At 61.8% G+C, this 12,091-nt stretch carries 12 protein-coding genes; 5 read left to right on the top strand and 7 right to left on the bottom strand.

Annotated elements, in window-relative coordinates:
- Positions 1 to 4: 4 nt before the first annotated feature.
- On the top strand, positions 5 to 760 hold the full coding sequence (locus KUL93_RS03810) for an ABC transporter ATP-binding protein (RefSeq protein ID WP_217125775.1): 756 nt from the start codon (positions 5 to 7) through the stop codon (positions 758 to 760).
- Between the two features lie 10 nt (positions 761 to 770).
- A complete protein-coding gene (locus KUL93_RS03805; protein ID WP_217125774.1) occupies positions 771 to 1,454 on the top strand; it encodes a hemerythrin domain-containing protein in 684 nt (227 codons plus the stop codon).
- Here the strand turns inward: KUL93_RS03805 and KUL93_RS03800 are convergent.
- On the bottom strand, positions 1,391 to 2,092 hold the full coding sequence (locus KUL93_RS03800; RefSeq protein WP_217125773.1) for an NUDIX hydrolase: 702 nt from the start codon (positions 2,090 to 2,092) through the stop codon (positions 1,391 to 1,393). The genes KUL93_RS03805 and KUL93_RS03800 overlap by 64 nt on opposite strands.
- Before the next feature lie 213 nt (positions 2,093 to 2,305).
- On the opposite strand from KUL93_RS03800, the gene KUL93_RS03795 reads away from it, so the two are divergent.
- Entirely contained in the window at positions 2,306 to 3,331 is a 1,026-nt protein-coding gene (locus KUL93_RS03795) for a hypothetical protein (protein WP_217125772.1), read from the top strand.
- A gap of 70 nt (positions 3,332 to 3,401) precedes the next feature.
- Positions 3,402 to 4,457 (top strand): 2Fe-2S iron-sulfur cluster-binding protein, encoded by a 1,056-nt coding sequence (locus KUL93_RS03790; RefSeq protein WP_217125771.1) that lies wholly within the window; start codon positions 3,402 to 3,404, stop codon positions 4,455 to 4,457.
- Positions 4,458 to 4,499: 42 nt separating this feature from the next.
- Here the strand turns inward: KUL93_RS03790 and KUL93_RS03785 are convergent, their stop codons facing one another.
- From KUL93_RS03785 to KUL93_RS03775, 3 genes are all read right to left on the bottom strand, one after another.
- Positions 4,500 to 5,825 (bottom strand): diguanylate cyclase, encoded by a 1,326-nt coding sequence (locus KUL93_RS03785; protein ID WP_217125770.1) that lies wholly within the window; start codon positions 5,823 to 5,825, stop codon positions 4,500 to 4,502.
- Entirely contained in the window at positions 5,807 to 6,031 is a 225-nt protein-coding gene (locus KUL93_RS03780; RefSeq protein WP_119334537.1) for a DUF2788 domain-containing protein, read from the bottom strand. Before KUL93_RS03780 ends, KUL93_RS03785 begins: the two co-directional genes overlap by 19 nt.
- Positions 6,032 to 6,097: 66 nt before the next feature.
- Positions 6,098 to 7,330 carry an argininosuccinate synthase gene (locus tag KUL93_RS03775; protein WP_217125769.1) on the bottom strand — a complete coding sequence of 411 codons (1,233 nt, stop codon included), beginning with the start codon at positions 7,328 to 7,330 and terminating at the stop codon, positions 6,098 to 6,100.
- Positions 7,331 to 7,403: 73 nt separating this feature from the next.
- On the opposite strand from KUL93_RS03775, the gene KUL93_RS03770 reads away from it, so the two are divergent.
- On the top strand, positions 7,404 to 7,790 hold the full coding sequence (locus KUL93_RS03770; protein WP_217125768.1) for a nucleotidyltransferase domain-containing protein: 387 nt from the start codon (positions 7,404 to 7,406) through the stop codon (positions 7,788 to 7,790).
- Between the two features lie 65 nt (positions 7,791 to 7,855).
- Here the strand turns inward: KUL93_RS03770 and argF are convergent, their stop codons facing one another.
- From argF to KUL93_RS03755, 3 genes are all read right to left on the bottom strand, one after another.
- On the bottom strand, positions 7,856 to 8,779 hold the full coding sequence (argF, locus tag KUL93_RS03765; RefSeq protein WP_217125767.1) for an ornithine carbamoyltransferase: 924 nt from the start codon (positions 8,777 to 8,779) through the stop codon (positions 7,856 to 7,858).
- A gap of 3 nt (positions 8,780 to 8,782) precedes the next feature.
- On the bottom strand, positions 8,783 to 9,988 hold the full coding sequence (locus KUL93_RS03760) for an aspartate aminotransferase family protein (protein WP_217125766.1): 1,206 nt from the start codon (positions 9,986 to 9,988) through the stop codon (positions 8,783 to 8,785).
- A gap of 193 nt (positions 9,989 to 10,181) precedes the next feature.
- On the bottom strand, positions 10,182 to 12,077 hold the full coding sequence (locus tag KUL93_RS03755; protein WP_217125765.1) for a propionate--CoA ligase: 1,896 nt from the start codon (positions 12,075 to 12,077) through the stop codon (positions 10,182 to 10,184).
- Positions 12,078 to 12,091: the final 14 nt, after the last annotated feature.

Raw genomic sequence — 12,091 nt, 5'->3', positions numbered from 1 at the left:
CCTGATGAACGACACCATCCTCTCGGTTGAAAACCTTCACGTGCGCTATGGTAAGGTCGAAGCGCTGCACGGGGTCTCGATTGCCGTTCCGGCCGGCGCGATCGTCACCGTGATCGGTCCCAACGGTGCCGGGAAAACCACCCTGCTCTCGGCGATCATGGGGCTGCTGCCCAGCCAAGGCACGATCCATTTTGCGGGGGAAACGATCACCGTGCCCGACGTGGAATACTTGGTGCAGCGCGGCATGGCGCTCGTTCCCGAAAAACGCGAGCTCTTCGGTGAAATGAGTGTGGAAGACAACCTCATCTTGGGGGCGTTTCAACGCTACCGCAAAGGGGATCGCTCGATCAGCGAGACGCTCGACGAAGTCTATCAACTCTTTCCCCGCCTCAAGGAGCGGCGCACGCAAATGGCCGCGACCCTCTCCGGCGGAGAGCGGCAGATGCTCGCGGTGGGGCGTGCGCTCATGGGCAAACCCAAGCTGCTCATGCTCGACGAACCGTCGCTGGGGCTTGCGCCGCTCATCATCCGCGAAATCTTTCGCACCATCGCGCGGCTGCGCGAACAGGGGGTATCGATCCTCCTGGTCGAACAGAATGCGCGCGCTGCGCTGCAAGTGGCCGACATCGGCTACGTGCTCGAAACCGGTGAAGTGACCTTGGCGGGGCCAGCCGAGCGGTTGGCAAACAACCCGCAGGTGATCGAAACCTACCTAGGGATGAGCAAACGTCAAGAAAAACTGGCTGCGGTATCAGCTTAAGGATGTGGCGATGAACGAAAAAAACACTCCCCCCAACGCGCCCCAGCGCTTTCATGGCGCGTGGCGGCTCATCGAAGACGAGCACCAGGCGCTTGCTGCCGTCTTGCACGCGCTCCATTTCCTGCTCGACGAGATCGGCGCGGGCCGGATCGAACCCGACTTTCGCCTCCTGCGCGCGATGCTCTATTACCTCACCGAATACCCCGAACGGCGCCACCACCCCAACGAAGACCGCTACCTCTTTGCCCGCCTCAAAGCAAAAACCGACGAAGCAGACGCAGTGATCGCCCGGTTGGAACAGGAGCACGCTGCGGCGGAACAGCGCATCAGTGAACTCGAAGGGGCGCTCCACGCCTTTGCGCGCCGCGAACCGGGTGGTTTCGAGCGCTTTCGCGACGTTTTCGAGCGCTACGCCCACTTCTACCGTCAGCACATGATGACCGAAGAGCGCGAGATACTCCCCGTTGCCGAACGGCACTTCACGCCCGAAGACTGGGCATGGGTCGCCGAAGGGTGGCGCGAAGGGGGCAGCGACCCGATGGTGGGAACCACGACCCGCGACGAATGGCAGGCGATTTTCGACAAACTCGTTCGGCACGCCCCGCCGCCCATCGGTTTGGGCGCCGGTCCTTATCCAGAAGAGGCACCAGAAGCGCGCGCCGCTGCCGACGGATCCGACTCCACCGCGCGATAAGCGGCAAGCCGCAACGCCAGCTGACGCAACATCGCCGCCGTGGCGCCCCAAATGAAATAGTGGCGCCACGGAGCGGCCCAGTAGTAACGCGGTTGGCCCGCATAGGTGAGACTGAGCCGCAGATAGCGAGCAGGGTCTGCGAAATGGTCCAGCGGTGTGAAAAAGACTTCCGCCACTTCAAACGGATCGGGCGTAAGCAGCCCCACCGCTGGGCTCCACGCGATCAGTGGCGTCACCCGGTACCCGGTGACGGTGACGTAAGCCGGTAACGCCCCTAGGATCGTCACCCGTTCGGGCGCTAGCCCAACTTCCTCTTGCGCTTCGCGCAGTGCCGCCTGTTCGGGTGTTTCCCCCGCTTCCACTCGGCCGCCCGGAAAGCTGATCTGTCCGGGATGGTGGTAGAGATGGGGGGTGCGCCGCGTGAGCAACACCGAAACGCCCTGTTCCGGGTGTGGGGTCAGCACGGCCAGCACCGCCGCAGGCCACCGCACGACCCGCGCGCCATCGTCCCCATAGGGCCCCGGGAAGGTGTGCGGCAGATGCAAAGCGGCGCGGATCGCTTCGGGCGTCCACGCCGCTTCACGCTGCTTCGTCTCGTCGAACCCACCCCGTCCGGGTAGCTGCTCTGGTACGGCCATCGCACCCATGCGCCTGACAAATTTGGGTTTTCACAGTATAGCATTCTCGCTACGTCGCCGTTTTCGTTAATTTTTTGACCGACCGGTCGGATTATTTGCATGTTTTTTGATCTAGATCAAAGAAAAAAGAGTTGCATTCGCATAAAATTCAACACACGCAAATCAGTTTGCGATTTTTGAACCGGCACAACCCACACATAAGGAGGAAGCCAAATGGCACACAACGAAAAACTGGCATTGACCATGGAGTTTCCGCCGGAAACCCCGCAACCCAACGTCTATCCGCTCTCGTGGCACGCTCAGACGATGAAGCTCGAAGAGATCTGGGACGCCGCGCAGCGCGAAAACTGGGATCCGAAAAAATTGCCGTGGGATACCCTCGACGTCGATTCCTACAGTTGGGAAGAACGGGAAGCGATCGGGTACTGGTGGACGCTCCTTTCGGTCTTCGACGCGTCGGCACCCCCCGTCTTTGCGTCGGCGCTCATCAAGACCTACGAAGAGCATGAGGAAGACCCCGTCCGTCGCTGCTTCTTCTCGATCACCCGGGACGAACAGAACCACGAACAGATGTGCGGGTTGGCGATCAAGAAGTTCCTCGATCACCACGACCCGCTCACCTATCAACCGAAGACGGAACTGGGGAAGCGGCTGCAGAAAAACGCGAAGTGGCTCTACTACAACGGGGGTCGCTACTGGAACGGGTACAAGAACGCAGTACCGAAGTATTCGCTTGCGGTGCTCTTCTCTTCGTTCCTGATGGGCGAAATCGCCGCGGCGACCATCTTCAAGCAGATGCACGACAACAGCCGCGAACTGGTCTTCAAAGAGGCGTTCCGCAACATTGGCCGCGACGAAGGGCGCCACATGGCGATCTGCATGGCGCTGATGGAGCGCGACTACCCGAAACTCCCCATCGAGGACAAAGCGCTCGTCACCAAGCAGATCCGCGCCGGGTACCTGTTCCTTTCGGCAGTGCTCTTCGAACCGCCGATGGAGTTCTGGGATCTGCCCGAAGACTTCATCCCCAACCAGCGCGAAGCCGAGGAGGTCGCGCGCCAAGCCGGTTTCGGCATCCCCACCTACGAGGCGAAGAAAGAGAACTGGCGCAACGCAATCCTCAATCTCAAAGGGGTGCTCGACCGCTATGGGATCCCCTTCCCCGCGATCCCCGAAGTCGGCATCTCGGGTGAAGAGGTGAGCGAAGTCGATATGGCGTCGATCATTCCGGTCTTCTGAGCTGCTCGAGAACCACCAACCGATTGTGCACGGGCGCCTTATGGCGCCCGTTGCCCCAGGAGAGCCCACGATGGAACCCACGGTCATTCGTCTCTACCCATCGAACCGCGAGGTGGTTTGCGCCCCAGGCGACACCGTCCTCACCGCGCTCGAAAAAGCGGGCTACGCGCTCCCCAACAACTGCCGCGCTGGCGCCTGCGGTGAATGCAAAGTCAAAGTGCGGGAAGGGCAGTTCGATCAGGGAATGGTGCTTGACATGGCGCTTTCGCCGGACGAGCGCCGGGAAGGGTATGGCCTCATGTGTATGGCGAAACCGCTCTCGAAAGTTCTGGTGATCGAATGGGGCACCGCAGACGCCAAACCGAAGCTCTTTCCACCTCGGGAAAACCAGCGTTACGTCGTCGTCGACCGCATCGTGCGCACCCCCCGGGTGGTGGAGTTGCGCCTGCGCCCGGTTGGCCAGCCGATGCGCTACTGGCCCGGGCAGTACGTGACGCTTGCCGATCTGCGGGGCGAATACCCAGCGCGCTCCTACTCGATCGCAAACGCCCCGCGTCCCGACGGCGAGCTGAGCCTTCAGATCGCGAAGATCGATGGGGGTCTTACCAGCGTCTGGGCCACCGAGCGGCTTCAGGTTGGCGAGATCGTCAAGATCGACGGCCCCTACGGCACCTTCATCGGTGATCCTTCGGCAGAAACCCCGGTGCTCTGCCTGACCGCCGGCACAGGGCTTGCGCCGGTGCTCGCGCTCACCGAAGCGGCGCTGCGCCGCGGCTACCGCAAACCGGTGACGTTGGTCCATTCCGGCCGCACCCGCGCCGATTGCTATGCCCAAGGGATGATGCGCTACTGGGAGACGAAACACCGCAACTTCACCTACAAGGCGACGCTCACCCGCGAAACCGCCGAAGGCTACTGGCACGGTCGCATCCCGGCGCTCCTTCCCCACCACTTCCCCGATCTTTCAGCCTATTCGGTATTCATCGCGGGAAGCCCCGAATTCGTCGCCGACTGCCGTTCGGTGGCGCTGGCGCTGGGCGCTCCTGAAGCACGCATCCACACCGAAGGCTTCTTCGGACAGGCCCAACCGGCGACCGCGCCTGCGGACGCGATGCTTTCAGCCTGAAGGCGTCTCCGTGGCGGGGCGAGCGGTCAGCGGGGCGAGCGGTCAGCGCGCCGAAGTAGGAGCAGCAACCACAACGCGGTTACGCCCCTGCGCCTTCGCTGCATAGAGCGCGGCGTCGGCGCGCGCGAACCCTTCGTCGAACGACTCCTTTTGTGGCGCCAGCTCGGCGACCCCGACGCTCACGGTTACGGATTCGCCGACCTTGTCGCGCACGTGCTGCTCGATTTCGCGCCGGATCCGTTCCGCTTTCTTCGCCGCATGGGCAAGATCGCAGTTGGGCAGCAAGACGACGAACTCCTCCCCGCCGAAACGGGCAAGAAAATCGCTTGCCCGCACCGATTTGGCGATGCACTGCGCAACCTCGACAAGGATCTTGTCGCCGACGCTATGCCCAAAGGTGTCGTTGATCCGCTTGAAGCGGTCGATATCGACGATCAGGAGCGCAAGCGGCTTGCCATCGCGTTTTGCGCGTTCGAAATAGCGGCGCGCCACAACTTCGTACGCGTGACGGTTGGGAATACCGGTGAGTTTGTCGGTCACCGCCATCACCTGCAGTAGCCGTTCGCGTTCGCGCGCCTGGAGGTAGAGGCGGCGCATCAGGACCAAATTGTGGACCCGTGCCAAGAGCTCGACGTCGTGCGGCGGTTTGACGACGTAATCATTCACCCCCAAGCGGTAGAGTTCGTTCTTGCGCGCGGTATCGTGAAAACCGGTGAGCACGATGATCGGGTAGAGAACGAAATCCTCCGGACGGCGACGCAGCTGCCGAATGAGGGACAAGCCGCTCTCGCCATCGGCGAGCACGAGGTCGATCACGAACAGTTCGTATTCGTTCTGCGTCATTGCCGCACGCGCGGCTGCGACACTGCCCACCGTTTCCACCCGATAGCGCCGCCGCTCAAGGATCGCCTGCAGGCTGCGCTGCTGCATCGGCGAGTCTTCGACCAAGAGCAGCGACGCGCCCGCGAGCATATCGGTGCGGTGGGCGAGGAAATAGTTGAGGAAGTTTTCGAGTTGCGCGAGATCATCCCGGGTGAAGACGTCGGTGACCCCATTGCGAAAGGCGCGCTCCAGCAACGCCTGGTCATTCTCGGAGGTAACCATCACCACCGGCGCCGCTTCCTTGAGCCACGGGCGGAGTTTCGCCGCCAGCGAAATCCCATCGTCGTCGGGCAACACATAGGTGGTGAGCACCACATCAAACCGGATCTCACCGGCCATTCTGAGTGCGCTCGTACCGTCATAAGCGCGGTGGATTCGCAATCCGAATCGGTCCAGGGTGCGCGCAAGGAACTTTCCCGACGCCTCGCCTGGGTCCACCAAGAGCGCGTGGAGCGATCCCTCGTCCACTAATGGGTCATGAACCATTCGATGATCCCCTTCGCGATAAACCCGATGAACCCGACGCCGAGCGCGACGAAGAGCCACAAGGTCCCGTATTTGCCGGCTTTCGACTTCCACGCCAGGTTGCCGATGATGAAGATCATGTAGAGAATGAACGCTGGAATGAGGATGCGCAGCGCCCACTCCTCCCACTCTTCGAACGTCAGCCCCAGAATCAGGTCCTCACCCATCGCCGTTTCTCGCGCTTCATGACCTCATGTTGTCGATGCACCGGGGGCCGCTACTCGCGTTGGCAGTCAACGACGCCGTTTTGCCGCCAATTTCGCTGCGATGCGCAACCGCAACGAGTTGAGCCGGATGAACCCTTCGGCGTCCTTCTGGTTGTACGCGCCGCGGTCGTCTTCGAAGGTCGCGATCGTCGGATCGAAGAGCGAATCGGTTGCGGAGTCGCGCGCCACCACCATCACGCTCCCTTTGTAGAGCTTCACCCGCACCCAACCATTCACCGTCTGCTGCGTGAAGTCGATGAGCGCCTGCAACGCTTGCCGCTCGGGGCTGAACCAGTAGCCGTTGTAGATGAGCGCAGCGTAGCGCGGCATCAAATCGTCCTTGAGGTGCGCCACTTCGCGGTCGAGCGTGATCGACTCAATCGCGCGGTGCGCTTTGAGAAGAATCGTCCCACCGGGGGTCTCATAGCAGCCACGGCTCTTCATCCCGACGTAGCGGTTCTCGACCAGATCGAGCCGGCCAATCCCGTGTTTGCCGCCCAATTCATTGAGTTTCGCCAGCAGTTCGTGCGGCCGCATCCGCGCACCGTTGATCGCGACCAGATCGCCCTTTTCGAAGGTCAGTTCGACATACTCTGGCGTGTCCGGTGCCTCTTCAGGCGCGACCGTCCAACGCCACATCGACGCTTCCGGTTCCGCAGTGGGATCTTCCAGGTGCCGGCCTTCGTACGAAATATGGAGCAGGTTCGCGTCCATCGAGTACGGGGCACCGCCTTCGCGGTGTTTCTGTTCGATCGGAATGCCGTGCTTTTCGGCATACGCCAACAGTTTTTCGCGCGAATTGAGGTCCCACTCGCGCCACGGCGCGATCACTTTGATCTCGGGCATCAGCGCGTAGTACCCCAACTCAAAACGGACTTGGTCGTTCCCTTTGCCAGTTGCCCCGTGCGCCACTGCATCGGCGCCCGTGGCGCGCGCGATCTCGATCTGACGCTTGGCGATGAGCGGGCGGGCAATCGAGGTTCCCAACAGGTATTCGCCCTCATAAATGGCGTTGGCGCGAAACATCGGGAAGACAAAGTCGCGCACGAACGCTTCGCGCAGATCGTCGATGAAAATATTTTCCGGTTTGATCCCCAACGCCAACGCTTTTTGCCGCGCAGGTTCCAGCTCTTCACCCTGCCCAAGGTCGGCAGTAAACGTCACCACTTCACAGCGGTAGGTATCCTGCAACCATTTGAGAATCACCGAAGTATCGAGCCCGCCGGAATAGGCGAGCACCACTTTACGCACGTCGCTCATTTTGGGGGATGTTCCTGTCGTACAAACCAAAAAAGAAATTGCTCGATTTTGCTTGCTATTCTATCATTGGCGTATGAGATTCGCGCAAACTTCTCCCCCGTCGGCGCCAGACCGCGCGCTGCCACCCCATGCAAGAGCGTGTCAGCCGCGCCTTACGCCAGCCGAGCGCCGTGCGATCGAGACCACAGCGGCGCAGCTTCTGCCGCCAGGAAGCCGAGTTCTTCTGTTCGGATCGCGCACCGACCCAGCGCGACGCGGCGGTGATATCGATCTGTGCCTGCACGTACCCGTGCGTCTGAGCGCCTCGGAACGGTTGGACCTCGCCAACCGCTTCTGGGCGCGGTTGGTAGCTCACCTCGACGAACAAAAAATCGATCTCGTGATCGTCACCCCTGAGACCCCGCCGTCCCCATTGCTGCGACGCATCGCCGAAGAAGGGATCGAGTTGTGTCGGTTATAGAGGACCCCTTTGCGTTGCCCCAACAGCGGTTACGCAGCGGCTACGCCTGCCGCCCGCAGCTGACCCTACCCTTCCATCGGTCCCAGTACCAAATACTCCATCAGCGCCTTTTGCACGTGCAACCGGTTTTCTGCTTCGTCCCAGACGACCGACTGCGGTCCGTCGATTACCTCGGCGGTCACCTCTTCGCCGCGGTGCGCCGGCAAACAGTGCATGAAGAGCGCATCGGGTTTGGCGACGGCCATCATTTCGGCGTCGACCTGCCAGTCGCGGAACGCCTGGAGCCGCGCTTCGGACTCCTCTTCGAACCCCATCGACGTCCAGACGTCGGTGGTAATCAGGTCGGCGTTACGCGCCGCGTCCATCGGATCGGCAAAACACTCATAGTGGCCGTTCGGAGTGACTTGCGCGACCGCCGGATCGACCGCATAGCCGGGCGGGGTCGAGACGTTCACTTTGAAGTCGAGCACTTCCGCCGCCTGTAACCAGGTGTTGCACATATTGTTCGCATCCCCGATCCACGCCACGGTCTTGCCTTGGATCGCGCCGCGGTGCTCGATGAAAGTGAAGATATCGGCCATCACCTGGCACGGGTGGAATTCGTTGGTGAGCCCGTTGATCACCGGCACCCGCGAACGCGCCGCGAAGCGCTCGACGATCGCCTGCTCGAAGGTACGGATCATCACCAGATCGCTCATCCGGGAGATCACCTCCGCCGCGTCCTCGACCGGTTCGCCGCGGCCAAGCTGTGAGTCACGGGTATTGAGATAGACGGCGAAGCCACCCAACTGCTGAATCCCCGCTTCGAACGAAAGGCGGGTGCGGGTGCTCGCTTTTTCGAAGATCATCACCAGCGTGCGATCGAAGAGCGGATGCCACGGTTCGTACTGCTTGAACTTACGCTTGATCCACGCCGCACGATCGAAGAGGTAACGATATTCGTCCGCGGAAAAATCGCGGAATTGCAAATAATGTTTGACCGCTGGCATCGTCTATTCCTCTCCCCTCACGAATCGCCGCACCAACGGCACCAGCCGCGCGGCGATCTCCTCCGTCTCAGCTTCCGAAATGACGAGCGGCGGCAAAAGGCGTATCACCCGCTCGGCGGTCACGTTGATCAGTAACCGCGCCTCCTCGAGCGCGGTCCGCACCAAGGCACCACAGGGGCGGTCGAGCACCACTCCGATCATCAGTCCTTCCCCGCGCACCTCCTGAACCGCGGGAAGGTCAGCAAACGCCTGTTGCAGTGCGTTCTTGAGTTGCGCGCCGCGTGCCGCCGCGTTCGCGAGCAATCCCTCTTCCTCGATCACCGCGAGCGTGGTGAGCCCGGCGACGCACGCCAAGGGATTGCCGCCAAACGTCGATCCATGATTTCCCGGACCGAAAACCCCAGCGGCAGGCCCCCGTGCCAGGAGCGCACCTAGGGGTACGCCGGAACCGAGCCCTTTTGCGAGCGTCATCACGTCCGGTGCCAGCGCCTCCGGCGCCACCCCCAGCGCCGCAGCGGCCCACTGCCAACCGAACCAATGGCCAGTGCGCCCAACGCCACACTGCACCTCGTCGCACATCATCAACACGCCCCGCGCCGCGGTGATCTCCCGGATCGCCCGCACGACCTCGGGCGCGGCGAGGCGAATCCCGCCTTCTCCCTGGATCACTTCGAAGAGCACCGCAACGACGTCGGAATCCATAAGCGCCGCTTCCAGTGCGGCAAGATCACCGAACGGCACCCGAACGAACCCTTCGACGAGCGGCTCAAAGCCTTGCTGGGCCTTGACGTTACCGGTTGCCGAGAGCGCTGCGAGCGTCCGACCGTGAAACGCCTGCTCCATCACGACGATCTTCGGCCGCGCGATGCCGCGGCGATGGCCGTAGAGGCGGGCGAGTTTGATCGCCCCTTCGTTCGCTTCCGCGCCCGAATTGGCAAAAAAGACTTCGGTCATGCCACTCAGCGCACAGAGCCGCTCGGCCAACGCCTCCTGCGCGGGAATGCGATAGAGGTTCGAGGTGTGGAGCACCTTTTTGGCTTGGGCGCAGATCGCTTCGGCCAGGCGCGGATGGGCGTGCCCCAAAGTCGAGACCGCGATGCCCGCAAGCGCGTCGAGATAGCGGTTTCCCACTTCGTCGCTGAGCCAGACCCCCGCCCCGTGCGTGAACGCCACCGGCAAACGGGCGTAGGTGTTCATCAGATGGGTCATTGCCATTCCTTCCGCAACGAAAAGAGGGAACCCCATGGTTTGGATTCCCCAAAAAAGCCATTTTAGCGCGGTGTCGGCCTATCCCCAACCAATCGGGCCGACTGAAGCCCCAAAACGCAACACCGCTTGCAGCAGCTGCCGCAAGCGGTGTTGATGGCCGCGCGCTGCGCGTGCGGCGCCGGGGGCACGCAGCTTATTGCGTTTTGAGCGCCTCGGCGATCTGCTCCAGCGCCGAACGGTCTTCGATCGTCGTGAGGTCGCCGGGATCGCGCCCTTCGGCAAGCGCCTGGATCGAGCGGCGCAACATCTTGCCGGAGCGGGTCTTCGGCAAGGCCGAGACGAAATAGACGCGCTGGGGTCGAGCGATTGCGCCCAAGAGCTCGTCCACTTTCTGCTTGACTTCCGCTTCGAGCGCTTGCCGCCCTTGCTCCGTTTCGACCCGCGACGGATCTTTGACCACCGCAAACGCGACTGGAACCTGCCCTTTGACTTCGTCGCGGACACCGACCACCGCCACTTCGGCAATCGTGGTATGCGCCTGCACCGCCTCTTCGATTTCGCGCGTGCCCAGGCGATGCCCCGCGACGTTGATCACGTCGTCGGTGCGACCCAGGATGAAATGGTAACCCGCTTCGTCCTTGATCCCCCAGTCGGCGGAAGAATAAACGAGCGGCTCTTTGAAGAGGCTGAAGTAGGAGCTGATGAAGCGCGCATCATCTCCCCACACCGAACTCAGGCACCCCGGGGGCAGCGGCGGCAAGATGCCGACGATCCCTTTCTCGTTGGGACCACACTCGGTACCATCCTCGCGGAAGATTTTGAGGTTGTACCCATAGACCGGGAACCCAGGAGAGCCGTATTTGATCGGTTTCTCTTCGATGCCGCGGCAGATCGCAAGCATTGGCCAACCGGTTTCGGTTTGCCAGTAGTTGTCGATCACCGGTTTGCCCAACGCTTCGTGGATCCACTTATGGGTGGTCTCATCGAGCGGCTCACCCGCAAGAAAGAGATGCTTGAGGCTGGAAAGATCGGCACTCTTTAGATACTTCGGATCCTGCTTCTTGAGCACCCGGATCGCGGTGGGCGCGGAGAACATCACAGCAACGCGGTATTGCTCGACCATTCGCCACCAGATGCCCGGATCGGGGCGCAGCGGTGTTCCTTCGTAGAGGATCGTCGCCATGCCCGCCAGAAGCGGCCCGTAGATGATGTAGCTGTGGCCGACCACCCAGCCGATGTCGGAAGTGGCAAACATCGTTTCGCCGGCCTTGCCGCAGAAAATGTAGTCCATCGACGCCGCGAGCGCCACCGCGTACCCGCCCGTGTCGCGCTGCACCCCTTTGGGTTTGCCGGTGGTCCCCGAGGTGTAGAGGATGTAGCTTGGATGGGTAGACTCGACCCACGTCACGGAAACTGCAGCATCGAGGTGCTGCGCGCGCAGGGTCGCGTAATCGAGGTCTCGCCCTTCGACCCGCGGAAACCCCTTGTCGAGCCCACGGTCGACGATGATGACTTTTTCAGGTGGTGTTTTTGCCAACGCACACGCTTCATCCACCAGGTGCTTATAGGGGACCACTTTGCCGTTGCGCATCCCCGCATCAGCCGTCACCATGATCTTCGGTTGCGCGTCGTCGATGCGGGTAGCGAGCGACGCCGACGCAAAGCCGCCGAAGACCACCGAATGGATCGCACCGATGCGTACCGCCGCCAGCATCGCAAACGCCGCTTCGGGAATCATCGGCATGTAGATGAGCACCCGATCCCCTTTCTGAACGCCCAGGTTGAGGTAGAGCGCAGCCATGCGCTCCACCTCGCGCTGGAGTTCCGCAAAGGTGTAGCGCTTCTCTTCGTTCGTTTCCGTGGAAACGTAGATCAGTGCGGTGTCGTTCGGGCGCTCTGCGGCGTGGCGGTCGACCGCGTTGTAGCAGAGGTTGGTCTCCCCCCCTTTGAACCATTTGACGAACGGCAGCCGCGAATCGTCGCAGATCACCTCTGGCGCTTTGTGCCAGTAGATCCGCTTTGCCTCCTCCGCCCAAAAAGCGTCACGTTCCTCGATCGAACGGCGGTAGAACGCTTCGTATACCCCCATGGCTTCCCTCCCTC

The sequence above is a fragment of the Hydrogenophilus thiooxidans genome, assembly GCF_019049855.1.
Classification (GTDB): domain Bacteria; phylum Pseudomonadota; class Gammaproteobacteria; order Burkholderiales; family Rhodocyclaceae; genus Hydrogenophilus; species Hydrogenophilus thiooxidans.
Note: the sequence above shows the minus strand (reverse complement) of the source record. Positions and strands in the feature narration are given on the sequence as shown.

What these genes read in the sequence shown, in the direction of transcription:
- KUL93_RS03760 (WP_217125766.1), bottom strand. Translation starts at nt 9,988, where the DNA reads ATGACCCATCTGATGAACACCTACGCCCGTTTGCCGGTGGCGTTCACG.
- KUL93_RS03770 (WP_217125768.1), top strand. Translation starts at nt 7,404, where the DNA reads ATGAGATTCGCGCAAACTTCTCCCCCGTCGGCGCCAGACCGCGCGCTG.
- KUL93_RS03790 (WP_217125771.1), top strand. Translation starts at nt 3,402, where the DNA reads ATGGAACCCACGGTCATTCGTCTCTACCCATCGAACCGCGAGGTGGTT.
- KUL93_RS03780 (WP_119334537.1), bottom strand. Translation starts at nt 6,031, where the DNA reads ATGGGTGAGGACCTGATTCTGGGGCTGACGTTCGAAGAGTGGGAGGAG.
- KUL93_RS03800 (WP_217125773.1), bottom strand. Translation starts at nt 2,092, where the DNA reads ATGGCCGTACCAGAGCAGCTACCCGGACGGGGTGGGTTCGACGAGACG.
- KUL93_RS03810 (WP_217125775.1), top strand. Translation starts at nt 5, where the DNA reads ATGAACGACACCATCCTCTCGGTTGAAAACCTTCACGTGCGCTATGGT.
- KUL93_RS03805 (WP_217125774.1), top strand. Translation starts at nt 771, where the DNA reads ATGAACGAAAAAAACACTCCCCCCAACGCGCCCCAGCGCTTTCATGGC.
- KUL93_RS03785 (WP_217125770.1), bottom strand. Translation starts at nt 5,825, where the DNA reads ATGGTTCATGACCCATTAGTGGACGAGGGATCGCTCCACGCGCTCTTG.
- argF (WP_217125767.1), bottom strand. Translation starts at nt 8,779, where the DNA reads ATGCCAGCGGTCAAACATTATTTGCAATTCCGCGATTTTTCCGCGGAC.
- KUL93_RS03755 (WP_217125765.1), bottom strand. Translation starts at nt 12,077, where the DNA reads ATGGGGGTATACGAAGCGTTCTACCGCCGTTCGATCGAGGAACGTGAC.
- KUL93_RS03775 (WP_217125769.1), bottom strand. Translation starts at nt 7,330, where the DNA reads ATGAGCGACGTGCGTAAAGTGGTGCTCGCCTATTCCGGCGGGCTCGAT.
- KUL93_RS03795 (WP_217125772.1), top strand. Translation starts at nt 2,306, where the DNA reads ATGGCACACAACGAAAAACTGGCATTGACCATGGAGTTTCCGCCGGAA.